Origin of the sequence: Trinickia sp. (assembly GCF_051953955.1) — a bacterium.
GTDB lineage: Bacteria > Pseudomonadota > Gammaproteobacteria > Burkholderiales > Burkholderiaceae > Trinickia.
The window spans coordinates 1-24,672 of sequence record NZ_JBQCIF010000111.1 but is presented as its reverse complement, the minus strand read 5'-3'; the positions used below and the strand labels follow the sequence as shown (position 1 = coordinate 24,672).

The following is a 24,672-nucleotide window of genomic DNA, read 5'->3' as shown; positions in this document are numbered from 1 at the left end:
GTTGACCGCATTACGAGGGCGCCGACCGACATCGATTCGTACTGCCGGCGCCCACTGCGTGACACCCGACCCCGACTTACTGGATCTTCTTGGCCTTTTCGAAGGCTTCGTCGATCGTGCCGACCATGTAGAACGCTTGCTCGGGCAGATGATCGCACTCGCCGTCGACGATCATCTTGAAGCCGCGGATCGTTTCCTTCAGCGGCACGTACTTGCCCGGCGAACCCGTGAACACTTCAGCGACGTGGAACGGTTGCGACAGGAAACGCTGGATCTTACGTGCACGCGCCACCGACAGCTTGTCTTCCGGCGAGAGCTCGTCCATGCCCAGAATCGCGATGATGTCGCGCAGTTCCTTGTAGCGCTGCAGCGTTTGCTGCACGCCGCGCGTGATCGTGTAGTGCTCTTCGCCGATGACGTTCGGATCGATCTGACGCGAGGTCGAATCGAGCGGGTCGACGGCCGGGTAGATGCCGAGCGATGCGATGTCGCGCGACAGCACGACCGTTGCGTCCAAGTGGCCGAACGTCGTGGCAGGCGACGGATCCGTCAAGTCATCGGCAGGCACGTACACGGCTTGCACCGACGTGATCGAGCCCTTCTTCGTCGACGTGATGCGCTCTTGCAGCTTGCCCATTTCTTCGGCCAGCGTCGGCTGATAACCCACGGCCGACGGCATCCGGCCGAGCAGCGCCGACACTTCGGTGCCGGCCAGCGTGAAACGGTAGATGTTGTCGACGAAGAACAGCACGTCGAGGCCTTCGTCACGGAAGTGCTCGGCCATCGTCAGGCCCGTCAGCGCCACGCGCAGACGGTTGCCCGGCGGCTCGTTCATCTGGCCGTACACGAGCGCGACCTTGTCGAGCACGTTCGAGTCCTTCATTTCGTGGTAGAAGTCGTTCTCTTCTTGGGTTCGTTTGCCCACGCCCGCGAACACGGAGTAGCCGCCGTGCTCCTTCGCGATGTTGTTGATGAGCTCCATCATGTTCACGGTCTTGCCGACGCCGGCGCCACCGAACAGGCCCACCTTGCCGCCCTTCGCGAACGGGCAGATCAAATCGATCACCTTGATGCCCGTTTCGAGCAGTTCCGTCGACGGCGACAGTTCGTCGAACGCCGGAGCCTTCTGGTGGATCGAGCGCTTGTTCTCGCTTTCGATCGGACCGGCTTCGTCGATCGGACGGCCGAGCACGTCCATGATGCGGCCGAGCGTCGGCTTGCCGACGGGCACGCTGATCGGCAAGCCCGTGTTCTTCACCATCACGCCGCGGCGCAGGCCGTCGGACGCGCCGAGACAGATCGTGCGCACGACGCCGTCGCCCAGCTGCTGCTGAACTTCGAGCGTCAGTTCCGTGCCTTCGAGCACGAGGGCATCGTAGACCTTCGGCATGTGCTCACGCGGGAATTCCACGTCGATCACCGCGCCGATGCACTGTACGATCTTGCCTTCTACCAAAGCAGTAGTACTCATCGCTTTTCCTTTAGATACTCAATTCTTCACTCGCGCAAACGGCGCTTGGGACGGGTCGACCCGATTCGCGTCACACCGCGGCGGCACCGCCCACGATTTCCGACAGTTCCTTCGTAATCGCGGCCTGCCGGCTCTTGTTGTAGACGAGCTGCAACTCGCTGATCACCGTCTTCGCGTTGTCCGACGCGGCCTTCATCGCGACCATGCGCGCCGATTGCTCGGACGCCATGTTTTCCGCGACGGCCTGGTACACGAGCGCCTCGACGTAGCGAACGAGCAGCTCGTCGACGACGGCTTGCGCGTCGGGTTCGTAGATGTAGTCCCACGCCGACTTCGGCGTCGTCTCGTCCGTCTCGAAGTGCTCGGCCGACAGCGGCAGCAGTTGCTCGATCACGGGCTCTTGCTTCATCGTGTTGACGAAGCGCGTGTATGCGAGATACACGGCCGAGACCTTGCCTTCGGAGTACAGATCGAGCTGCACCTTCACCGCGCCGATCAGCTTTTCGAGATGCGGCGTATCGCCGAGCTGAACGACTTGCGAGACGACCTTCGCGCCGACGCGATTCAAAAAGCCGAGGCCCTTGCCACCGATCGCCGTGGCGTCGATGGTTTGGCCTTTGTCCTCGAGCTCCTTGAACTTGCCTATCGTCGCGCGGAGCACGTTCGTGTTCATGCCGCCGCACAGACCCTTGTCGGTGGTGACGAGGATGATGCCGGCCGCCTTCGCGCCTTCGTTCGACACCATGAACGGGTGGCGATACTCGGGGTTCGCGCGGCTCATGTGCGCAGCGATGTCGCGGACCTTGTCGGCATACGGACGCGCAGCGCGCATGCGCTCCTGCGCGCGGCGCATCTTCGATGCGGCCACCATCTCCATCGCCTTGGTGATCTTGCGCGTGTTTTGCACGCTCTTGATCTTGCCGCGGATTTCCTTCATTCCAGCCATTGCTTGCTCCTGATCGAAGCGGCGCGCGTGCCGTCAAGACCGCCCGCTCACCGCTTCAAGGTCCTCATGCCTCGATCAATAAGCACCCGACTTCTTGAAGTCCTTCAGAGCGGCGTGGAGCGCTGCTTCGTCGTCCTTCGACAAGTCCTTGGTATCTTCGATGCGCTTGATGAGGTCGGCATGGCTCGTCTTCAGGAATTCGCGCGCGCCCTTCTCGAACGACAGCACGTCCTTGACTTCGAGATCGTCGAGATAGCCGTTGTTCGCCGCGAACAGCGACATGGCCAGCTCCCACACCTGCAGCGGCTGATACTGCGGCTGCTTCAAGAGCTCGGTCACGCGGCGGCCGCGCTCGAGCTGCTTGCGGGTGGCTTCGTCGAGGTCCGACGCGAACTGCGCGAATGCCGCCAGCTCACGATACTGTGCGAGGTCGGTACGGATGCCGCCCGACAGCTTCTTGACGATCTTCGTTTGAGCCGCACCGCCGACGCGCGACACCGACACGCCCGCGTTGATCGCGGGACGGATGCCGGCGTTGAACAAGTCGGTTTCGAGGAAGATCTGGCCGTCCGTGATCGAGATCACGTTCGTCGGAACGAATGCCGTCACGTCGCCTGCTTGCGTCTCGATGACGGGCAGTGCCGTCAGCGAACCGCTCTTGCCCTTCACTTCGCCGTTCGTGAACTTCTCGACGTACTCTTCCGACACGCGCGCGGCGCGCTCGAGCAGACGCGAGTGCAGATAGAACACGTCGCCCGGGTATGCTTCACGGCCCGGCGGACGGCGCAGCAGCAGCGAGATTTGACGATAGGCCCAAGCTTGCTTGGTCAAGTCGTCATAAATGATGAGGGCGTCTTGGCCGCGATCGCGGAAGTATTCGCCCATCGTGCAGCCCGAGTACGGCGCGAGGTATTGCATCGCGGCCGATTCCGAAGCCGATGCCGCCACGACGATCGTGTACTCCATCGCGCCCGATTCCTCGAGCTTGCGCACGACGTTCATGATCGACGAAGCCTTCTGGCCGATCGCGACATAAATACAGATGAGATCCTTGCCCTTCTGATTGATGATCGCATCGACGGCCACTGCCGTCTTGCCGCACTGACGGTCGCCGATGATGAGCTCACGCTGGCCGCGGCCGATCGGCACCATCGAGTCGATCGACTTCAGGCCCGTTTGCACCGGCTGCGACACCGACTTACGCCAAATCACGCCCGGGGCGATCTTCTCGACCGCGTCCGTCAGCTTCGCGTTGATCGGGCCCTTGCCGTCGATCGGGTTGCCGAGCGCGTCGACGACGCGGCCGACGAGTTCGGGGCCGACCGGCACTTCGAGAATGCGGCCCGTCGTCTTGACGGTGTCGCCTTCCGAGATGTGTTCGTACTCACCGAGAATCACGGCGCCGACCGAATCGCGCTCGAGGTTCAGCGCGAGGCCGAACGTGTTGCCCGGAAATTCGAGCATTTCGCCTTGCATCACGTCCGACAGGCCGTGAACGCGCACGATACCGTCGGTCACGGAGATCACGGTGCCCTGGTTGCGAACGTCGGTGCTCGCTTCAAGGCCCTGGATCCGGCTCTTGATCAGCTCGCTGATCTCAGAGGGATTGAGTTGCATTATTCGCTCCTGATGTTCAATTCTGTTGCGTGCCGTGCGCTTCGCGTTACGCGGTCAGCGCCGTGCGCATGTCGGCGAGCCGTGCGCGAACCGAGGTGTCGAGTACTTCGTCGCCGACGGTGACGCGCACGCCCCCGATCAGCGATGCATCGATCTCGACCGTCGGCTTGAGCTTGCGTCCAAACTTGCGCGTGAGGCTCGCGATGAGATCGGTGAGCTGGGCCTCTTGCAGCGGGAAAGCACTGACGATCAGCGCGTCGGCCGCGCCTTCGCGAGCGTTTTTCAGTTCATCGAACTGGACGGCGATTTCGGGCAGCAGCGAGAGACGGTGATTGTCGACCAGCATCTGCATGAAGTTCTTCGCTTGCGGCGAGTCCGTCAGCGGCGACTTGGCTGCGGCGAGCAGCAGGTCGACGACCTGCGCGCGGCTCACCTTCGGGCTCGAGACGACCGACATGAGCTCGGGCAGACGCGCAACCTGACCCAGCTCCTGCACGAGAGCCGACCAAGCGGCGAGGTCGCCGCCTTCAGCGACGCTGAACAACGCTTCTGCGTACGGACGGGCGATGGTTGCAAGTTCGGCCATGATCAGAGCTCGGCTTTCAGTTGATCGAGCAGTTGGCCATGCGCCGCCTGATCGATTTCGCGCTTCAGGATGTGCTCGGCGCCCTTGACCGCCAGCGCCGCCACTTCCGCACGCAGCGATTCGCGCGCCTTCACGACTTGCTGGTCGGCTTCGGCCTTGGCTTGGGCGATGATGCGCGCGGCTTCGGCTTGTGCGTTGGCCTTGATTTCCTCGGCCACGGCGAGCGCTCGCTTTTCGGCGTCGGCAATGCGTTGCTGACCATCGTTGCGCGCTTGCGCGAGTTCCTGATCGACGCGCTTGTGCGCCGCTTCGAGTTCGGTCTTGCCCTTTTCGGCGGCGGCCAGGCCGTCGGCGATCTTCTTCGCACGCTCGTCGAGTGCGTGGACCATCGGCGGCCACACGAACTTCATCACGAACCACGCGAGGATCAGGAACACGACCATTTGCGCAAGCAGGGTTGCGTTGAGATTCACGGTGTTTCCTTAAACGTTGCTAAATCGGACTGTGAAACGGTAAGGCGCTCATCGACGTTACGTTCGATCAGCGCCCTGAGCCTTCCGTTTCGCCCTTGCGCCGGCCTACGAGCCGCGGCGCAAAACTCCGAGGAACCTCAGCCTGCCAACTTCGAGAGCAGCGGGTTCGCGAACGCAAACAGCATTGCCACACCAACGCCGATCAGGAACGCCGCGTCGATCAGGCCAGCCAAGAGGAACATCTTGGTTTGCAGCGGGTTCATCAGTTCCGGTTGACGCGCGCAAGCTTCGATGTACTTGCCGCCCATCAGGCCGATACCGATACAGGCGCCGATAGCACCCAGGCCGATGATGATGCCGATACCGATGGCGGTCAGACCTTGGATGTTGGCGATGAAAGCTTGCATGATCACTCCTTTGTAAAAGACTTTTTAGAACTGGATTTAAAAAACGAAACCGAATCTACTTCGCGCGACCCGCCCTTGAGTTAGTGCGATTCGTGCGCCTGGCCGATGTACACGAGCGTCAGCATCATGAAGATGAACGCTTGCAACAGAACGATCAGGATGTGGAAGATCGACCAAACGGTGCCTGCGATCACGTGGCCCACGAAGCCGAGCACCGTCGTGTCCGCGCCGAAGGTCCAAAGGCTGCCGAGCAATGCGATGAGCAGGAACAGCAGTTCGCCCGCGTACATGTTGCCGAACAGCCGCAACGCGAGCGAAACCGTCTTGGCGACGAACTCGATGATGTTCAATGCGAGGTTCGGGATCCACAGCAGCGGATGCGCGCCGAACGGGGCCGAGATCAGCTCGTGAAAGAAGCCGCCGGGGCCCTTGATCTTCAGGTTGTAATAGATCATCAGCACGAACACGCCGAGCGCGATGCCGAACGTGCCGTTGAGATCGGCCGTCGGGACGATGCGATGGTGCGAGATGACGCTCGACAGGCCAAGCCAGCCGATCACGCGGCCGGGGAGATCGACCGGGAGAAAATCGAGCGAGTTCATCAGCGCGACCCAAACGAAGACGAACAGGGCGAGCGGAGCGATGAACGTGCGGTTGCCATGGATGATCGCCTTCGATTGGTCTTCGACCATCTCGACGAGCATCTCGATCGCGCATTGGAAGCGGCCCGGCACGCCCGGGGTCGCGCTACGAGCGGCCATCAGCAGGATGACGATTGTCACGAGACCGCACACGAGCGACCAGAACAGCGTATCGATGTTCAAGACGTGCATGTCGATGATCGACGTCTGGTGCGCAGTGGCGAAGTGTTGCAAGTGGTGCGCGATGTACTCGGACGGATCCAAGTGCGTGCTTTCTGTAGCTGCCATATCGGTTATTGCCACCTAAATTGTCGAAAACCTTTCGGTGTCCGCGCTCGCTCCATGCGCCGCGCACACGCGGCGAGCGCCGGCGCTGCACATTTTTCGCGCGCTCGGCCCCCACCGATCATCCATTCTCACCGCAAGCCCAGCGCCAGCCAGTACGTCTGCAGCGTGACGAGGAAAGTCACGAGTAGCGGCAGCCACCGCACGTCGTGATACCAGACGGCTACCGCGACGAACATCGCGACCGTCACCCCCATCTTCAGCATCTCGCCGATCATCCAAGTCAGGATCGATCCGGCGCCGCCCGCTCCTTTCAGACGTGCCGCGAACAACGCGCTCGGCACCCAGCAAATCGCTCCACCCAACAAGGCCGACAGCGCAGCAGGACCCGGCGGCTTGTAAAACAGCCACCAAACCAGCGTGACGACCAGGGACAAAACCACCTGCGCTTTCACGACCTTGAACGGCGTGACGCGCGAGGGGCGGCTCACGTCCGAACCAAAGAGCTTTTCAGCCTCGGCGCGCGTGAGCGGAACGAACTTCTCATCTTGCTGCTCGGCATCCCACGCATCGTCGAACGTTTCCGAACGAGCCGCTGCGCGAGCGGAAAAAGGATCGTGTCGCGCGCGTTCGTCGTGCCTTGTGCTCGGCTCTCGATCCGCCATCGCCCTATCCTACCCATCCCACTACGAGACTCTGTTTCCTACCCGCAGCTTTCGCAGTGCATTTTTGCTCTGCGCTTTCTGTTCGCTTACGGGGCTGCCTAGCTAATAAATCCGGGCGATTGTAAGCGATAGTTGCAGGCGATTCAAGACTTTAGCCGCGACAAAAAACAGCTCGAAGGCGACCTGCGGCGAGGCCGCGCGACCGGTCCGTCTGACTAAACCGAAAGGCACGGACGTCATCGCGGACATCATTTGCGGCAGCGCGGCCGCAAGGCTCAAAGATGCACGAGCAACCATCCGCCGAGCACGCCGGCGACGAGCCAGAACGGAATCGAAACGAGATGGAACGGCAGCCAGACACCGCGCGTTTTGGCGAGCCGCACCGCGATGAGGTTGGCCAGCGAACCGATCGCGATGCCGAAGCCGCCAACGCTCACGCCGTAAGCAAGCGCGCGCCAATCCTTCGTGAATTCGGCCAGCATGATGGCGGCCGGCACGTTGCTGATACCCTGTGACAACACTGCACCTGCGACATAAGCGCGCAGGGGCGACCCCAGGCCCAGCCCGGCGACGAGCTCGTGCACGGCCGGCAACGCGGCGACGCTGCGCAGCACGATGAACATCAGCACGAAAATCAGCAGCAACGCCCAATCGATCTTGAGGACGGCGTCGCGCCGCCACAACAAAAAGCCGCCGGCGACGCCGATCAGCCCGATGCCCGGGTGATGCGAATCCGCGAGCAGCACGAAGGCGACGAACAATACGGCCGCGACGCCCGCATAGGGCCGATCGACGTTCGCCTTCGCGGCGTCTTTCGACAGATCGAGCGGTGTTCGCTTGAACGCGAAGAAGGTCATGACGTACAGCATCGCCATCAGCGTCGCCGTCAGCGGAGCCAACGCCCAGACGAACCGACCGAACGACACGCCGCCGACCTGCCAGAGAAACAGGTTCTGCGGATTGCCGAGCGGCGTCAGGATCGAGCCGGCGTTGACGGCGAGCGCCAAGAAGATCGTGAGCCGCTTGACGGGCAGCGGCGTCAGCGCATGCAGCGACAAAACCAAGGGCACGACGACGAACAACGCGACGTCGTTCGTGACCAGCATCGACAGCACCGCTGCCAGCCCGATCAGCAGACAAGCCAGTGCCCGCTCGGTACGAACGTGATGCACGACGCGATGCGCGAGCCACGTCAACAGCCCGGAAAGCTCGATCGCCTTGGTCAACATCAGAAGGCCCGCCAGCGTCAGGACCGTGGGCCAATCGACGAGTTTCGGCAGGACGAGCCACGGCTGAGGACGCGTGACTTGGAGCACGGCCAGCACGACGACGAGAATCGTCAGAACCGGCTCTTTGCATGCATAGGAAACGATCCTGCGAGGCAGGCTCGCTTGGCGCACGCGCACGTCGTCGGCGGTCGGCATGGGCAATAGGAGTCGAGCGGAAACGAAAGCGGTTGGGCGAGCGCGGATGCGCAGCGTTCGGCGAGGCCGCGGACCTCAGGCCGCGGGCCCGCCGCGCAACCGCGCGAGGATGCCGTCGAGCGCGTCGAGATCGCCGAACTCGATCTGCAATTGCCCCCGTCCGCGCCGCCCGAGCTTGATCTTGACGGCCGCCGCAAGCAGGTCCGACAGCTCTTCCTCGAGGCGCCGCGTATCGCGCCCGCCATCGTGGTTCGCGCGCGCTTTTACCGCGGGCTCGGCCTTCGTCGTAACCGCAACGAGCCGCTCCGTCTCGCGCACCGACATGCGCTTGTTGACGACTTGGTTGGCCAGCGTGATCTGCGCCGCGGAATCGACGGCCAGCAACGCGCGCGCATGACCCATGTCGAGATCGCCCGCGAGCAGCATCGTCTGCACGGGCTGCGCGAGATTGAGCAATCGCAGCAGATTCGATACGGCGCTGCGCGAGCGCCCTACCGATTCGGCCGCCTGCTCGTGCGTGAAGTCGAATTCGTCGAGCAGGCGCTGGATGCCGTGCGCTTCTTCGAGCGGGTTGAGATCTTCGCGCTGGATGTTCTCGATGAGAGCCATCGCCGCCGCGGCTTGGTCCGGCACGTCCTTGACGAGCACCGGGACCTCGGCCAGCCCCGCGATGTGAGCGGCGCGGAATCGGCGCTCACCCGCGATGATTTCGAATTTCTCGTCCGACACCGGACGAACGAGGATCGGTTGCATGACCCCTTGCGCGCGAATACTCGCGGCGAGTTCCTGGAGGCTGCCTTCGTCCATGCGCGTGCGCGGCTGGTACTTGCCCGCCTGCAGCTTGCCCAGCGGCAGCACGTTGGGCTGCCCTTCGCTGCGCACGGCCGTCGTGATGTCGGGGCTGCCGCCCAGCAGCGCTTCCAACCCACGTCCCAATCCCTTCTTCTTCGCTACGGCATTCATCCGATTTCCTCGATCCGCTTCCGCTTTTCCGGTGCGCTGCGTCGTGCTCACAGCGCGCGCACCCGTTCAATCATTTCGGTCCCGAACTGGACGTACGCTTGCGCGCCGCGCGATGCGCGATCGAACACGACGCCCGGCAAACCATAGCTCGGTGCCTCGGCCAAGCGGACGTTGCGCGGAATGACCGCGTCGAACACCTTGTCGCCGAAATGCTCCTTGAGCTGATCCGATACTTGCTGCTGCAACGTGATGCGCGGATCGAACATCACGCGCAACAAACCAATGACTTTCAAATCGCGATTGAGGTTCGCGTGCACTTGCTTGATCGTGTTGACGAGATCGGACAACCCCTCGAGCGCGAAGTACTCGCACTGCATCGGAATGACGACGCCATGCGCGGCGCACAGGCCGTTCAGCGTCAGCAACGACAATGCGGGCGGGCAATCGATGAGCACGAAATCGTAGTCGTCCGCCACTGCCGCCAACGCTGCTTTCAATTGCCTTTCGCGATTGTCCACGCTGACGAGTTCGATTTCGGCGCCGGCCAGTTCTCGGTTGGCAGGCAGTACGTCGTACGGCACCGCTTCAGGCTTGATACGCGCGTCCGATACGGAGATGCCATCGACGAGCACTTCATAAACGGTGTTTTCGCACTCGGCTTTGTTGATCCCACTGCCCATCGTCGCGTTGCCCTGCGGATCGAGGTCGATCAGCAAGACACGCTGCCCCTGCGAAGCGAGGCTCGCGGCGAGATTGACCGTAGTCGTCGTCTTGCCGACACCGCCCTTTTGGTTCGCCACGCAGAAGATTTTTGCCATCGTTCGGAAATCCTAGGATCTATCTATCTGTTACTGCTGCACGCCGGACGTGGGTGCAACGGGCGCTCGATCGAGCACGACTTCGACGAGATGCCGCTCGGCGTCGAGGAACGGCACGCGAAGCCGCATGATCGCGGCAGCGCGCGCACCGGCCGGCAAGCGCTCGATTTCGGCGTCGGGCCTCACACCCTTCATCGCCCAAATCGCGCCCTGCTCACTGACCAAGTGACGCGCAAGTGTAACGAAATCGGCGAGCTCTGCGAATGCGCGTGACACGATCGCATCGAATTTTCCTGCCACTTCGTGGCCCGGGCGAAGATTTTCCACACGCCCCGTCACCACCGATACGTTCTCGAGCTTCAGCTCGGCCTTGACTTGTGCCTGGAAGGCCGTCTTCTTGTGCACGATGTCGTTCAACGTCACCGTACGGTCGGGAAACGCGATGGCGAGGACGATACCGGGCAAGCCTCCGCCGGAACCAACGTCCAAGATCGAGCGCCCCTCTCGCGACGCCAAGTGCGGGACGATCGAAAGCGAATCCAACAGATGTTGAACGAGCATTTGGCGCGGATCGCGGATAGCCGTCAGGTTGTAGACGGCGTTCCACTTCACCAGCAACGCAACGTAGTCGGCCAGCTGCCCGAACTGCTCATCCGATAGCGCGACACCGAGCTCGCTCGCACCGGCGTGCAAAAGTTCGAGCCATGAGGCTCGATCGTTCGAATGCGCTCCCGAATGCGCCCCTTTGGCGCGCGGCGCCGTCATTGGGCAGCGGAGGCCGCATCGGCCCCACTTCCGTCCACGGTCGGCACGCGGCGCCCCCACCCCTTCTTCAAGTGCACCATCAACAGAGAAATCGTCGCGGGCGTGATGCCGGAAATGCGCGAGGCCTGGCCGATCGTTTCGGGACGGAATTGATTGAGCTTCTGCCGCGCTTCGAATGAGAGACCGCGAACCGAGGTGTAGTCGATGCCCTCCGGCAAACGCGTGCTCTCGTTTGCTTCGTTCCGCTCGATCTCGTCAGCCTGGCGCTCGATATAGCCCTGGTATTTGACGCCGATCTCGATTTGCTCCTTGATCTGATCGAGAAGCACTGGGTCCTCCGCAAGCGGCGATTCGGGGCCGCAAGCACCATCGCGCAGACCGCAGATTCCCTCATAGGTGACGCCCGGGCGCCGCAGCAGATCGGCCAAGTTGTATTCGTGATCGATTGGCTTGCCCAGCAGCGCGATTGCTTCCTCTGACGAAAGCGTCTTCGGATTGACCCAGGTAGCGCGAAGCCGTTCTGTTTCACGTGAAACAGCATCGCGTTTTCGGCAGAAGGCATCCCAGCGAACGTCATCCACGACGCCGAGTTCGCGTCCGATCTCGGTCAAGCGCATGTCGGCATTGTCTTCACGAAGGCTGAGCCGGTACTCGGCACGGCTCGTGAACATTCGATAGGGCTCGGAGACGCCGCGCGTCACGAGGTCGTCGACGAGCACCCCGAGGTACGCCTGATCCCGCCGCGGGCACCATGCGTCTTTTTCCTGCACGAAGCGGCCGGCGTTGATGCCGGCCAACAGCCCTTGAGCGGCCGCTTCTTCGTACCCCGTCGTGCCATTGATTTGACCAGCGAAGAACAACCCATGAATCGCCTTCGTCTCGAGCGACGCCTTCAAGCCCCGCGGGTCGAAATAGTCGTATTCGATCGCATAGCCAGGCCGCAGGATATGTGCGTTCTCCAACCCCTGCATCGAATGCACGAGGTCGAGTTGCACATCGAACGGAAGACTCGTAGATATCCCGTTCGGATAGAACTCGTTGGTGGTCAGCCCTTCCGGTTCCAGAAAGATTTGGTGCGACGTCTTCGATGCGAACCGATGGATCTTGTCCTCGATCGACGGACAGTACCGTGGCCCCACCCCTTCGATGACACCCGTGTACATCGGCGAGCGGTCGAGACCACTGCGGATGATGTCGTGGGTCCGCTCGTTCGTATGCGTCACCCAGCAAGGCATTTGCTGCGGATGCTGTTCGGCACGCCCCAGGAACGAGAAAACCGGGATCGGATCGAGATCACCAGGCTGCGCTTCGAGCTTCGAAAAATCGATGGTCCGACCGTCGATACGCGGCGGCGTGCCCGTCTTCAGGCGCCCTTGCGGCAGCTTGAGTTCTTTGAGCCGCGCCGACAGCGATACCGCGGCAGGATCGCCTGCCCGCCCACCGGTGTAGTTGTTCAAGCCGACGTGGATCTTCCCATCCAAGAAGGTGCCTGCCGTCAGCACAACGGCACGCGCGCGGAACCGGACGCCAACCTGCGTCACCGCGCCGACGACTTGATCGCCCTCGACGATCAAGTCCTCGACAGCCTGTTGGAACAGCATCAAATTCGGCTGATTCTCGAGCCGACGACGAATCGCCGCCTTATAAAGAATGCGATCGGCTTGAGCACGCGTCGCGCGGACGGCGGGCCCCTTCGAGGAATTGAGAATCCGAAACTGAATGCCGCCCTCGTCGGTAGCAGCCGCCATCGCACCGCCAAGCGCATCGACCTCCTTCACGAGGTGCCCCTTGCCGATGCCGCCGATCGACGGATTGCAGCTCATTTGGCCGAGCGTTTCGATGTTGTGCGTCAGCAGCAGCGTTTTGGCGCCCATACGGGCCGAGGCCAAAGCGGCTTCCGTGCCGGCGTGACCACCGCCGACGACGATTACGTCAAATTCTGTGGGATAAAGCATGGCGATCTCACGGGACACGAGGTGCGTGAGCCTGTCGGGAAAATGTATGCGCGAAATTATAGCGGGGTTCGCGGCCGAGACGTGGCTACCGAACGGCTAACTGCTGGCTAAATTGCTGGGCCGACTGCTGTTTCACGTGAAACATCGCAGGCCCGGACACGTGAAACAGGGCCCGCGCTTGACGCGGGGCGCGCTGCGCGACATCACCCTTTCAAGCAGACTTCTTAGCCAGCCCGAGATACGTCTCGATCACGCGAGGATTTTGCGCCAACGAATCCGCCGCCCCCTCGAGCGCGAGTTCCCCCGTTTCGAGCACATAACCATAGTCGGAGATCTGAAGCGCGGCGCGCGCATTCTGCTCGATCAGCAGCGTCGCAACACCGGTACTGCGCAGTGCGCTGATGATGTGGAAGATCTCCTTCACGATCAGCGGTGCGAGACCGAGGCTTGGTTCGTCGAGCATGAGCAAGTCCGGCTTGCCCATCAGTGCACGGCCCAGCGCGAGCATCTGCCGCTCGCCCCCCGACAGCGTGCCGGCGGCCTGCTTGCGGCGCTCCTTCAGCCGCGGGAACCGCTCGAAGACGGGTTCGAGCTGATCGAGGAAATCGCGTTCGCCAGCCAGCTTGCGCCGATAGGCACCCAGCACGAGATTGTCCTCGACTGTCATCGTCGCAAACAGCTCGCGCTTTTCAGGGACCAGGCACATGCCGCGCTCGACGCGCTTTTCCACGGGCAGCCCGCCGACATCCTCTCCGCGGTAACGCACGGGGCCCGTGGCATGCCCCATCGTCGGCAACGCGCCCATCACGGCGTTCAGCAGCGTCGACTTACCCGCGCCGTTCGGCCCGATCACGCTGACGATCTGCCCGGGGCGGACATCGATGGAGACGTCGTGCAGCGCTTCGACCTTCCCGTAGCGGACGGACAATCCGGCCACGGACAAAATCGGCGTCGGCATTGCCATCGTCGTCGTTCCGTTCATTCGTCCACCCCACCAAGATAAGCTTCGACGACGGCCGGATCGTTCTGGACTTCTTCGGGCAAGCCGTGAGCGATGCGTGTTCCGAATTCCATGACGACCAGGCGATCGGCTAGATTCATCACAAAATCCATGTCGTGTTCGACGAGCAGAATGCTCATCCCTTCGGCCTTCAACTTGCGTAGCAGCTCGGCGAGCTGCTGCTTTTCCCGATAGCGCAGCCCCGCCGCGGGTTCGTCGAGTAGCAGCAACGTCGGATCGCAGCACAGCGCACGCGCGATCTCGAGGATGCGCTGCTGGCCAAGCGGCAGGCTGCCAGCTTCGTCATACATATGCAGTTCGAGACCGACACGCCGAATCTGCTCGGCTGCCTCGGCCAGCAGCCGTCCTTCCTCCTCGCCATTGAGTCGCGCGAGGCTGCGCCAGACGCCGCTCGAGCCGCGCAGGTGCGCACCGATCGCCACGTTCTCGAGCACCGTCATCGTCGGCAACAGCTTGACGTGTTGAAACGTACGGCCGATGCCGCGCTTGGCGATTTCACGTGAACTGAGCGCGTCGATGCGCTCGCCGCGGAACTGGATTTCGCCACGCGTGGCCTGCAGCACGCCGGTGACGAGATTGAACGTCGTCGACTTGCCCGCCCCGTTCGGCCCGATGAGCCCGACGATTTGCCCAGCGTCCACCGAGAAGCTGACGTCGTTGACGGCTATGAGCCCGCCGAACTCCTTGCGCGCGCGGTCGACGACGAGCAATGGTTCTCCGGGCGCGGGCTTGATCCGCCGCGGCAAGGCGCGAGCGCGCTCGGGCGCCCGCGCACGCGGGCCGCGCGGGAAGCAGCGAGCGATGAACGGCCACACACCCTGCCTCGCATATTGGAGCAGCGCCACCATCATTACACCGAATACGATGATCTCGAAGTTGCCGCTTTCTCCGAGCAACCGCGGCAGTAGCGACTGCAAATAGTCTTGAAGAACGGTGAGAATCGCAGCACCGAGAATCGCACCCCAAACATGCGCGACCCCGCCGACGACGGCCATGAACAAATATTCGATGCCGTGATTGAGGCCGAACGGCGTCGGGTTCACGGCGCGCTGCAGATGAGCGTAGAGAAATCCCGAAACCGCCGCCAGGATGGCCGCATAGACGAAGATCACGACACGCATCCAGCCGGTATGGACACCCATCGCCTCGGCCATGATTCCCGCGCCGCGCAGTGCGCGGATGGCCCGGCCCGGCCGACTATTAAGCAAATTCTGAATCGAAACGAGCGAAACGAGCGCCACGGCCCAAATCAAGTAGTAGATGCTTCGTCCCGATGCGAGGGACACGCCGAATACGCTCAGTGCGGGAATGCCGTTGATGCCGTCGTATTTGCCGAGCGCATCGAGGTTGCCGAACAGGTAGTAGAGCGACAGCCCCCAAGCAATCGTACCGAGCGGCAGGAAATGGCCCGACAAGCGCATCGTGACGGCGCCGATGACGAGCGCGACGAACGCCGTCATCACGATGCCGACGACGAGCGCAATCCATGGCGAGACGCCGAACTGCGTCGTCAGATAGGCCGTCGCATAGGCGCCGACACCGACGAACGCGGCTTGCCCGAAGCTCGTCATGCCACCCACACCGGTCAGCAGAACGAGCCCGAGCGCAACGATCGAATAGAGCCCGATGTAATTGAGCAGCGTGATCCAATACTCGGGCACGTGCAGCGGCCCCGGCAGCACGGGCAGCGCGAACAGCACGACGACGAACGCCGAGAGCGGCGCCGATCCTGACAACGAACGCTTCATCTCACTGCTCCTCTTCTTCAACGTGCCCGGTGGCCAAACTGCGCCACAGCAGCACCGGAATGATGAGCGTGAAGACGATCACCTCCTTGTAAGCGCTTGCCCAGAACGACGAATACGATTCGAGCAACCCGACGAGAATCGAGCCGGCCGCCGCGAGCGGATAGCTGACGAGGCCGCCGATGATCGCGCCGACGAAGCCCTTCAAGCCGATCAGGAAGCCCGAGTCGTAGTAGATCGTCGTCAACGGAGCGACGAGGATCCCGCACAGCACGCCCAGGCCGGCAGCCAGCGTGAACGCGAGCCGGCCGGCTTGCGTCGTGCCGATGCCGACGAGCCGCGCCCCGAGCCGGTTGATCGAGGTGGCCCGCAGCGCCTTCCCAGAGATCGTGCGATCGAAGAACAGGTATAGCGCGACGATGAGCACGAGCGCTGTGGCCACGACCCAGATACTCTGCCCGGAGATCGACAGGGTGCCGATGCTCAGCGAGCCATCCGAGAACGGCGTCGTGCGCGAGCCCTCGGCGCCGAACATGAGCAGGCCCAAGCCGACCATGGCGAAGTGAACGGCTACGGCCACGATCAAGAGCAACAGCGTCGTCGCCTCGGCGAGCGGCTCATAGGCCAGGCGGTAGATGAACGGCCCCATCGGCACGACGATCGCGAGCGTGAGCGCGATCTGGACGATCATCGGCAGCGCCGATGCGTACAGGTGCTGCGTGATCGCATAGACGGCGATCGGGCCGAGCAGATAGCGGCTCGCGAGCGACGTCAGCGCGCGCGCCGCATGCCGGCGCCGCTCGGCGTGCCCAACGAGCCCCGCCACTTCGACGACGAAACAGGCCGCGCCGAGCACGGGCAGCAAGACGGCGGTGGCCGGAAACTTCTGCGCCTGCAGCATGGCAAGCGTCAGCGCACCGTACGAAACGAATTCCCCTTGCGGGATGAAGATGACGCGCGTGACGGAGAAAACGAGCACGAGCGCGAGGGCCAGCAGCGCGTAGATCGCCCCGGTCGTGATCCCGTCTTGCGCGAGGATCGCGGCAATCGATAAATCCATGCTTTTTTGAGCCCGTGAGACGGGTTGGCGAATCGGCGAGAACGAAACGAACGGCCGCGAGCCCGACGAAGGCCCACGGCGCTTAGGCGAAAGTGACGCTCAACGTGGCGCTCAAGGTGACGTTTATTCGCCGAGCAGCTTCCACTTGCCGTCGGTGATCTGCACCATCACGCGAGCGCGCTGATCGAGCCCGTTGTGGTCGGACTGCGACATGTTGATGATCCCGTGCGAAACCGGCAGTTCCTTGGTTTGCTCGATCGCATCGCGCAGCGCCGAGCGGAACGCTTCCGTGCCCGGCTGCGCTTTCTTCAGCGCTTCGGGAATCGCGCGCTGCAGCAACTGGCCGGCATCCCAGGCATGACCGCCGAACGTCGCGACGGTGCCCGTGCCGTATGCCTTCTCATAGGCATTCTTGTAGGCCAGCGCGGATTGCTTGACGGGATTGCCGTTCGGCAGTTGATCGACGACGAGGATCGGGCCGGCGGGCAGGATCTCGCCCTCGCAATCCTTGCCGCACACGCGCAGGAAGTCGTTGTTCGCAACGCCGTGCGTTTGATAGACCTTGCCCTTGTAGCCGCGCTCTTTGAGCTCCTTGGCCGGCAAGGCGGCCGGCGTGCCCGAGCCCGCGATGAGGACGGCGTCGGGATTGGCTGCCATGAGCTTGAGGATCTGCCCGGTGACGGACGCGTCGGTGCGATTGTATTTCTCGTTCGCCACGACCTTCATATGATCGGCAGTGGCGGCCTTCGCGAATTCAGTGCTCCAGCTTTCGCCGTAGGCATCGGCGAAGCCGATGAAGCCGATCGTCTTCACGCCGTGCTTGGCCATGTAGTCGGCGATCGCATTGGCCATGAGGCTATCGTTTTGCGGGACCTTGAAAGCCCACTTGCGCTTGTCGTCCATCGGCTCGACGATCTTCGCCGAAGCCGCGAGCGAAATCATCGGCGTCTTGCCGGCCGAGACCGGATCGAGCATGGCGAGCGAGTTCGGCGTAACCGAAGAACCGACGATCGCATCGACGTGATCTTCGTCGATCAGTTTATGCACGTCCTGCACGGCACGGCCGGTATCGGAGCCGTCGTCGAGCACGATGTATTGCACCGTCTTGCCGCCGATCTCCTTGGGCAGCAGCGCCACCGTTTTTTGCTCGGGTATGCCGAGCGAGGCGGCGGGTCCCGTCGTCGACAGCACGACGCCGATCTTCACCTGCGCGAAAGCCGCCGTGGCCCCGCACATCATCGCCACCGCCACGCTGCCACGCACCCATTGTTTCATCGTCATTTGCTGATCTCCTGAACTCCTGAAGCTTTCGCGAGAAAGCGCATTGTCATTGCCGGCTCACCGGCCGGCTCGAATCGTTGATTGGGCTCGCGCTGTCCGTGGCGGAAAGGCCCGGCCGGCGCGCCCCGGCAATCGTAGCCGATCGCATCCGCTCGAGTCGTGCAGACGCACCACGCGAGAGGCGAACAAGAAACGGAAAAGGGAAACGGAAAGGGGGAAATGCAGAAGCGGAAGTCGAACGAAACGTTCGATCGCTCGATCGATGCGCGAAGTGAGCGCGCAAATGAAAAGCGCTGTTGGATCCTATCCAACAGCGCTTTCGTCCGGGCACTGAGTGCCTCGATTGTCTCCTCGTTCTCCACCTGTAAATTCGGTGCATCAGAACTGAGACGAAGATTAAACAACCCCGTCTCCTCCCACAACCTAGCACTTTCCCTAGTGGTGCAAAGCAGCACACAATTCGCGCAAGCGCGCATCGTTTGATGGCACGTCCGGTCTCCGTCCGACACGTGACGGCCGCTCGGGCGCGCCGCATCGGGGTTTGTCCGGACCCACCCTCGCACGACGTGCGCCGGCCGCCGCAATGGCGCGCCGCAGCGCAACGGCGAGCAAGCCGCGACGCTCACCCGCGCAGGGGCCGCGCACGCGCGACGATTTCGCCGACGATTCCACGCCGGAAGGTCAGCACGCAAGCGATGAACACGATGCCGATGACGATCGTCGTCGAATCGCCGAGCGAGTTGAACCAGTCGACGTGCGTGAGCGAGGCGAGCGCCGCGCCGATGTCGCCGAGCCGATCTTCGAGCGTCACCACGAGCGCGGCGCCGAGAAGCGGCCCGAACAGCGTGCCCATGCCGCCCACGAGCGTCATCAGGATCACGAGGCCCGACATCGTCCAGTACGCATCGCCGAGCGTCTCGAAGCCGAGCACGAGCACCTTCAGCGAGCCGGCAAGGCCCGCGATGCCGGCCGAGAGCACGAACGCGAGGAGCTTGAAGCGGTCCGTGTCGTAGCCGAGCGAGACGGCGCGCGGCTCGTTTTCGCGGATCGCCGTCAGCACCTGCCCGAATGGCGAGTGCACGATGCGCACGATCAGCACGAACGCCAGTGCGATCGCGACGAGCACGACGTAGTAAAGCGTCAGGTCGGACGACAAGCTCAAAAGTCCGAACAGCTTGCCGCGAGGCACGCCTTGCAGGCCGTCCTCGCCGCCCGTGAACGGCGCTTGCAGAAAGATGAAGTAGACGAGCTGCGCGAGCGCGAGCGTGACCATCGCGAAGTAGATGCCCTGACGCCGAATCGCGAAGATGCCGACGACGAGCCCGAGCAGCGTCGCCGCCGCGGTGCCGGCCAGCACCCCGAGCTCGGGCGTGAGCCCGGTCGTCTCGATCGCATAGCCGGTCGTGTAGCCCGCCGTGGCGAGGAACATCGCATGGCCGAACGAAAGCAGCCCTGTATAGCCGATCAGCAGATTGAAGGCGGCCGCGAACAGCGCGAAGCAAAGCACCTTCATGACGAACAAGGGATAGGCGCCGGCCCACGGCGCCACGATGAGCCCGACGAGCAAGAGGACATAAAGCGCTTTTCTTTGCATCACCGTTCCTTACCGAACAGACCCGCGGGGCGCACCAGCAGCACGAGCGCCATGATGACGAAAACGACCGTGGCCGACGCCTGCGGATAGAACACGCGCGTGAAGCCTTCCACGACGCCGAGCATGAGGCCCGTGAGGATCGAGCCCATGATCGAGCCCATCCCCCCGATCACGACCACCGCGAACACGGTGATGATCATCGACTGGCCCATCAACGGCGAGACCTGAATGACGGGCGCGGCGAGCACGCCGGCAAACGCGGCGAGCGCGACGCCAAAGCCGTATGTCAGCGTGATCATGAGCGGCACGTTCACGCCGAACGCCTCGACGATCTTCGGATTTTCCGTGCCGGCGCGCAAATACGCGCCGATTCGCGTCTTCTCGATGACGAACCACGTCGCGAAGCACACGATCAGCGAGGCGACGACGACCCACGCCCGGTAGTTCGGCAGATACATGAAGCCGAGGTTCGTTGCGCCCGCAAGCAAATCGGGCACGTCGTAGGGCTGGCCCGACGAACCGTAGACAGAGCGGAAGACGCCTTCGACGACGAGCGTGAGGCCGAACGTCAAAAGCAGCCCGTACAGGTGATCGAGACGATAGAGCCAGCGCAGCATCGAGCGTTCGATCAGCACGCCGAACAGCCCGACGACGAGCGGCGCAAGCACGAGCATCGCCCAATAGGGCAGGCCGAAATACGCGAAGCCCATCCATGCGAGCATGGCGCCGAGCATGAACAACGCCCCGTGGGCGAAGTTGATGACGTTGAGCATGCCGAAGATCACCGCCAGCCCGAGGCTCAGGATCGCGTAGAACGACCCGTTGACGAGCCCGAGCAAGAGCTGGCTCAGCATGGCCTGCAACGGAATGCCGAAGATGTCCATTGAACCTGCCGTCGAAAAGAGAAAGACGCGCGCGTTTGCCGCGCGCGCGTCGTTACCGCATGCGCTTGGCGCGCGTTACCGCGTTATTTCCACAGGTCGCACTGCGAGTCTTTCTTATCCGTGAATGCCTGGTCGCCCGGGATCGTCGCCTTCAGCATGTAGTAGTCCCAAGGCTTCTTCGATTCGGCCGGCGTCTTCACCTGGTACAGATACATGTCGTGGATCATGCTGCCGTCTTCACGCACGTGTCCCTTGGCATAGAAGTCGTCGATCGGCTGCTTGTGCAACTGCGCCATCACCTTGTCGGGATCGGTCGAGCCGACGGCCTTCACGGCGTTCAGATAATCCATCGTCGCGGAGTAGTCGGCCGCCTGCAGGCTCGACGGCATCTTGCCGGTCTTCTTGAAGTACTTCTGCGCCCATGCGCGCGCCTTGTCGTTCTGATCCCAGTACCAGCTGTCCGTCAACAGCAGGCCCTGGGCAGTCGGCAAGCCGACGCTGTGCACGTCGTCGATGAACATCAGCAGCGCGGCGATCTTCATCGTCTTGCCGATACCGAACTCCTTGGCCGCCTTCAGCGAATTGACCGTATCGCCGCCCGCGTTCGCCAAGCCGAGCACCTGCGCCTTCGACGCTTGCGCCTGCAGCAGGAACGACGAGAAATCCGATGCCGAAAGCGGATGCAGCGAGCGTCCCAGCACCTTGCCGCCGTTCTCTTCGACGACCTTCGTCGTATTGGCGTCGAGCGACTTGCCGAACGCATAGTCGGCCGTCAGGAAGTACCACGTCTTCAAGCCTTGCTTCACGATCGCGGAACCGGTGCCCTTCGCCAGTGCCGTCGTGTCGTAGGCATAGTGGATCGTGTACGGCGTGCAGGCCTTGTTCGTCAGCGCATCGGTGCCGGCGCCGATCGAGAAGTACGGACGCTTCTTTTCCTTGATCACGTCGTTCATCGACAGGCCCGTCGCCGAGTTCGTCCCGCCGATCAGCATGTCGAGGCCTTCGGTGTCGATCCATTTGCGGGCGGTCGATGCCGCGATGTCGGCCTTGTTCTGATGGTCCTGCGTGATCAGCTTGATCGGCAGGCCATTGACCTTGCCGCCGAAATCGTCGATCGCCATTTGGATCGCCGTCGCGCCGCCTTTACCATCGATATCGGCGTACAGGCCCGACATGTCGGTGATGAAGCCGATCGTGACTTGATTTTCAGCAGCCGCGGCATGCTGCGCCGCCAGCGCGGCGGCGAGTGCGGTGGCGGTCACTGCGAGCGTGCGAGCAGCGTTTGCGAGCAACGGGGTCCTCATGGATTATCTCCTTCTTCGCTTATGGTTGTGCGTGCAACGGGTTCGTCGTGCGTGAGATACGGCGCGCGCGAGATGCATCGGCGTGCCCCAACATCAAGGCGCCCAGCATCAGACGCCCAGCAGATCGTGCAACACCGGCATTTTGCTTTCGAGCTCGTTCGCGACGAAGTGCTCGACGATGCGGCCATGCTCCATGACGTAGAAGCGATCGGCCAGCGGTGCTGCGAAACGAAAGTTTTGCTCGACCATCACGATCGTGTAGCCGCGTGACTTGAGCGCCAGGATCATGCGTGCAAGGGCTTGCACGATGACGGGCGCCAAGCCTTCGGAGATTTCGTCGAGCAACAGCAGGTTCGCTCCCGTGCGCAAGATGCGCGCAACGGCCAGCATCTGCTGCTCGCCGCCGGAAAGCCGCGTGCCCTGGCTCATGCGGCGCTCTTTCAAGTTCGGGAACATCTCGTAGATCTCGTCGAGCGACATCGCGTGGCTGCTTGCACCCACCATCGGCGGCAGCAGCAGATTCTCCTCGCACGACAAGCTCGAGAAGATCGCGCGCTCCTCGGGGCAATAGCCCACGCCGCAATGCGCGATTTTGTGCGTCGGCATCTGAATCGTCTCTTGCTCGCCGATGCGCACCGAACCCGTGCGCCGGCCCGTGAGGCCCATGATCGCGCGCAGCGTCGTCGTGCGCCCCGCGCCGTTGCGGCCGAGCAAGGTCACGACTTCGCCGCGTGCCACCGTCAAATCGACGCCGTGCAAGATGTGCGATTCGCCGTACCACGCTTGCAAGCCCGCGATCGTCAATGCCGCTTCGGCGCCGGCCGGCGCCCCGCTCGTCTCGCTCACCGCGATGCTTTCAGGCTCTGTATGGTTCATCAGTGCGCCCCCGTCAATGCCGCATCGGCACTGCCCATGTAGGCTTGCATCACGAGCGGATTCTTCGACACTTCAGCGTAGCTGCCTTCCGCGAGGACTTCTCCGCGCTGCAAGACGGTGATCGTGTCGGAGATGCCTGCGATCACGTTCATGTTGTGCTCGACCATCAGGATCGTGCGGCCCGCCGAGACCTTTTTGATCAATGCGGTCACGCGGTCGACGTCTTCATGGCCCATGCCTTGGGTCGGCTCGTCCAGCAGCATGAGCTCGGGCTCCATCGCGAGCGTCGTCGCGATCTCGAGCGCGCGCTTGCGTCCGTAAGAGAGTTCGACGGTGAGCGTATCGGCGAAGTCGGTCAAGCCGACTTGCACGAGCAATTCGCGCGCGCGATCGTCGAGACGATGCAGCGTGCGCTCGCTGCGCCAGAAGTGATAGGCCGTGCCCAAGGCGCGCTGCAGCCCGATGCGCACGTTCTGCAAGACGGTCAGATGAGGAAAGACGGCCGAAATCTGAAACGAGCGGATGATGCCGCGGCGCGCGATCTGCGCCGGACGCTCGCGCGTGATGTCGACGTTGTTGAAGACGATCTGCCCCGCGCTGGGCTCGAGAAACTTCGTGAGCAAGTTGAAGCAAGTCGTCTTGCCCGCGCCATTGGGGCCGATCAACGCATGGATCGAGCCGCGGCGCACGCGCAGGTTCACACCGTTCACGGCCGTGAAGCCCTTGAACTCTTTGGTCAATCCGCGCGTTTCCAGAATCGTGTCGCCGAGAATCATGTCCCCTTCCATGCGAAGTCAGGCGAAGCACTGCGTTGGCACGCGCTTGTCGAGCGCGTCGCGTTTTCCGGACGGTGCGCCCCTCGGTTACGGGGGCGTCCGCCGTTTATGGCATGGTGCATCAATGCGGAGAGGTCGGCTCCGCCCCATGCGGCATCGCGCATTGTCTCGCCAATGATGCAGCGCAATCATTGGGATTTGCACTAGTGCTTAATTGCGTCGTCAAGTAACTACTACTCACTGAGGCCCGACCTTGCGCAGGTAAAACCTCGCCGACGCCGAATCGGTAGTTCGTACAACCATCGTCACATGGCCGTCATCGTGGCAGTGATCCCAGGCTCTTGCGCCGACGACGCGCGTGCACGCCGATCGGCACGGATCATGTCGCTCGCGCGCTCGGCGATCATCAATGTCGGAGAATTCGTATTGCCCGAGGTGATCGTCGGCATCACCGACGCATCGACGACGCGCAACCCCGTCACGCCGAACACGCGCAGCCGCGCATCGACCACGGCGCCCGGGTCGTCGGCCGTGCCCATGCGACAGGTGCCGACGGGGTGGAAGATCGTCGTGCCCACCGCGCCGGCCGCTTGCACGAGTTCTTCCTCGCTCTGATAGTGCGGCCCGGGCAGGATTTCCTCGGGCGCATAGCGCGCCAGCGCCGGCGTGCTCACGATGCGGCGCGTGAGCCGCAGCGCGTTCGCGGCGACGTGGCGGTCATAGTCGGTCGATAGATAGTTCGGTGCGATCATCGGCGGCGCGAGCGGATCGGGCGACTCGATATGAATGCTCCCTCGCGAAGTCGGCCGCAAATGGCAAGCCGACGCGGTGAACGCATTGAAGCGGTGCAGCGGCTCGCCGAAGCGATCGAGCGAGAGCGGTTGAACGTGATATTCGATGTCGGGCCGCTGAATCGACGCATCGTCGTTCGATGACTTCGCAAACGCGCCCAACTGCGACGGCGCCATCGACATCGGCCCCTTGCGCCACAACGCGTATTGCATGGCGATGAGCGCCTTGCCCCACCAATGTGCCGTCATCGTGTTGAGCGTGCGCACGCCGCGTACGCGATAGGCCATCCGCAATTGAAGATGGTCTTGCAGGTTCTCGCCGAC

At 62.7% G+C, this 24,672-nt stretch carries 24 protein-coding genes; all 24 read right to left on the bottom strand.

The window, feature by feature from the left end:
* Positions 1 to 76: 76 nt before the first annotated feature.
* On the bottom strand, positions 77 to 1,471 hold the full coding sequence (atpD, locus tag ACTHNZ_RS20500; protein ID WP_440544412.1) for a F0F1 ATP synthase subunit beta: 1,395 nt from the start codon (positions 1,469 to 1,471) through the stop codon (positions 77 to 79).
* A 70-nt stretch (positions 1,472 to 1,541) separates the two neighbouring features.
* Positions 1,542 to 2,417: a F0F1 ATP synthase subunit gamma gene (gene atpG, locus ACTHNZ_RS20495; RefSeq protein WP_440544411.1), complete on the bottom strand. Its 876-nt coding sequence runs from the start codon at positions 2,415 to 2,417 to the stop codon at positions 1,542 to 1,544.
* Between the two features lie 75 nt (positions 2,418 to 2,492).
* On the bottom strand, positions 2,493 to 4,034 hold the full coding sequence (gene atpA / locus ACTHNZ_RS20490) for a F0F1 ATP synthase subunit alpha (RefSeq protein WP_440544409.1): 1,542 nt from the start codon (positions 4,032 to 4,034) through the stop codon (positions 2,493 to 2,495).
* Between the two features lie 46 nt (positions 4,035 to 4,080).
* On the bottom strand, positions 4,081 to 4,620 hold the full coding sequence (locus ACTHNZ_RS20485; protein ID WP_440544408.1) for a F0F1 ATP synthase subunit delta: 540 nt from the start codon (positions 4,618 to 4,620) through the stop codon (positions 4,081 to 4,083).
* A gap of 2 nt (positions 4,621 to 4,622) precedes the next feature.
* Positions 4,623 to 5,093 carry a F0F1 ATP synthase subunit B gene (locus tag ACTHNZ_RS20480; RefSeq protein ID WP_440544407.1) on the bottom strand — a complete coding sequence of 157 codons (471 nt, stop codon included), beginning with the start codon at positions 5,091 to 5,093 and terminating at the stop codon, positions 4,623 to 4,625.
* A gap of 137 nt (positions 5,094 to 5,230) precedes the next feature.
* A complete protein-coding gene (atpE, locus tag ACTHNZ_RS20475; RefSeq protein WP_007180033.1) occupies positions 5,231 to 5,500 on the bottom strand; it encodes a F0F1 ATP synthase subunit C in 270 nt (89 codons plus the stop codon).
* Positions 5,501 to 5,580: 80 nt separating this feature from the next.
* Entirely contained in the window at positions 5,581 to 6,429 is an 849-nt protein-coding gene (atpB, locus tag ACTHNZ_RS20470; protein ID WP_440544406.1) for a F0F1 ATP synthase subunit A, read from the bottom strand.
* 128 nt (positions 6,430 to 6,557) lie between these two features.
* Complete coding sequence (locus ACTHNZ_RS20465; RefSeq protein WP_440544405.1) at positions 6,558 to 7,091, bottom strand: ATP synthase subunit I; 534 nt, start codon at positions 7,089 to 7,091, stop codon at positions 6,558 to 6,560.
* A 275-nt stretch (positions 7,092 to 7,366) separates the two neighbouring features.
* On the bottom strand, positions 7,367 to 8,515 hold the full coding sequence (locus tag ACTHNZ_RS20460) for an SLC13 family permease (RefSeq protein ID WP_440544404.1): 1,149 nt from the start codon (positions 8,513 to 8,515) through the stop codon (positions 7,367 to 7,369).
* A gap of 75 nt (positions 8,516 to 8,590) precedes the next feature.
* A complete protein-coding gene (locus ACTHNZ_RS20455; protein ID WP_440544403.1) occupies positions 8,591 to 9,478 on the bottom strand; it encodes a ParB/RepB/Spo0J family partition protein in 888 nt (295 codons plus the stop codon).
* Between the two features lie 47 nt (positions 9,479 to 9,525).
* A complete protein-coding gene (locus ACTHNZ_RS20450) occupies positions 9,526 to 10,296 on the bottom strand; it encodes a ParA family protein (protein ID WP_440544402.1) in 771 nt (256 codons plus the stop codon).
* A gap of 30 nt (positions 10,297 to 10,326) precedes the next feature.
* Entirely contained in the window at positions 10,327 to 11,061 is a 735-nt protein-coding gene (rsmG, locus tag ACTHNZ_RS20445) for a 16S rRNA (guanine(527)-N(7))-methyltransferase RsmG (RefSeq protein WP_440544401.1), read from the bottom strand.
* Entirely contained in the window at positions 11,058 to 13,016 is a 1,959-nt protein-coding gene (gene mnmG, locus ACTHNZ_RS20440) for a tRNA uridine-5-carboxymethylaminomethyl(34) synthesis enzyme MnmG (protein ID WP_440544400.1), read from the bottom strand. The genes rsmG and mnmG overlap by 4 nt, the downstream gene beginning before the upstream one ends.
* 211 nt (positions 13,017 to 13,227) lie before the next feature.
* Positions 13,228 to 13,998, bottom strand: a complete 771-nt coding sequence (locus tag ACTHNZ_RS20435) for an ABC transporter ATP-binding protein (RefSeq protein ID WP_440544399.1) — start codon at positions 13,996 to 13,998, stop codon at positions 13,228 to 13,230.
* A complete protein-coding gene (locus ACTHNZ_RS20430) occupies positions 13,995 to 15,785 on the bottom strand; it encodes a branched-chain amino acid ABC transporter ATP-binding protein/permease (protein WP_440544398.1) in 1,791 nt (596 codons plus the stop codon). The genes ACTHNZ_RS20435 and ACTHNZ_RS20430 overlap by 4 nt, the downstream gene beginning before the upstream one ends.
* 1 nt (position 15,786) lies before the next feature.
* Complete coding sequence (locus ACTHNZ_RS20425; RefSeq protein ID WP_440544397.1) at positions 15,787 to 16,842, bottom strand: branched-chain amino acid ABC transporter permease; 1,056 nt, start codon at positions 16,840 to 16,842, stop codon at positions 15,787 to 15,789.
* 123 nt (positions 16,843 to 16,965) lie between these two features.
* Positions 16,966 to 18,123 (bottom strand): ABC transporter substrate-binding protein, encoded by a 1,158-nt coding sequence (locus ACTHNZ_RS20420; protein ID WP_440544396.1) that lies wholly within the window; start codon positions 18,121 to 18,123, stop codon positions 16,966 to 16,968.
* Complete coding sequence (locus ACTHNZ_RS20415) at positions 18,120 to 18,527, bottom strand: hypothetical protein (protein WP_440544395.1); 408 nt, start codon at positions 18,525 to 18,527, stop codon at positions 18,120 to 18,122. The genes ACTHNZ_RS20420 and ACTHNZ_RS20415 overlap by 4 nt, the downstream gene beginning before the upstream one ends.
* Before the next feature lie 218 nt (positions 18,528 to 18,745).
* Complete coding sequence (locus ACTHNZ_RS20410) at positions 18,746 to 19,717, bottom strand: branched-chain amino acid ABC transporter permease (RefSeq protein WP_440544394.1); 972 nt, start codon at positions 19,715 to 19,717, stop codon at positions 18,746 to 18,748.
* Positions 19,717 to 20,601: a branched-chain amino acid ABC transporter permease gene (locus ACTHNZ_RS20405; RefSeq protein WP_440544393.1), complete on the bottom strand. Its 885-nt coding sequence runs from the start codon at positions 20,599 to 20,601 to the stop codon at positions 19,717 to 19,719. Before ACTHNZ_RS20405 ends, ACTHNZ_RS20410 begins: the two co-directional genes overlap by 1 nt.
* A gap of 83 nt (positions 20,602 to 20,684) precedes the next feature.
* Positions 20,685 to 21,905 carry an ABC transporter substrate-binding protein gene (locus ACTHNZ_RS20400; RefSeq protein ID WP_440544392.1) on the bottom strand — a complete coding sequence of 407 codons (1,221 nt, stop codon included), beginning with the start codon at positions 21,903 to 21,905 and terminating at the stop codon, positions 20,685 to 20,687.
* Between the two features lie 108 nt (positions 21,906 to 22,013).
* Entirely contained in the window at positions 22,014 to 22,781 is a 768-nt protein-coding gene (locus tag ACTHNZ_RS20395; protein ID WP_440544391.1) for an ABC transporter ATP-binding protein, read from the bottom strand.
* Positions 22,781 to 23,557 (bottom strand): ABC transporter ATP-binding protein, encoded by a 777-nt coding sequence (locus tag ACTHNZ_RS20390; RefSeq protein ID WP_440544390.1) that lies wholly within the window; start codon positions 23,555 to 23,557, stop codon positions 22,781 to 22,783. The genes ACTHNZ_RS20395 and ACTHNZ_RS20390 overlap by 1 nt, the downstream gene beginning before the upstream one ends.
* Before the next feature lie 305 nt (positions 23,558 to 23,862).
* Positions 23,863 to 24,672: GMC family oxidoreductase (locus tag ACTHNZ_RS20385; protein WP_440544389.1), on the bottom strand; the 810-nt coding region annotated here is incomplete at its 5' end.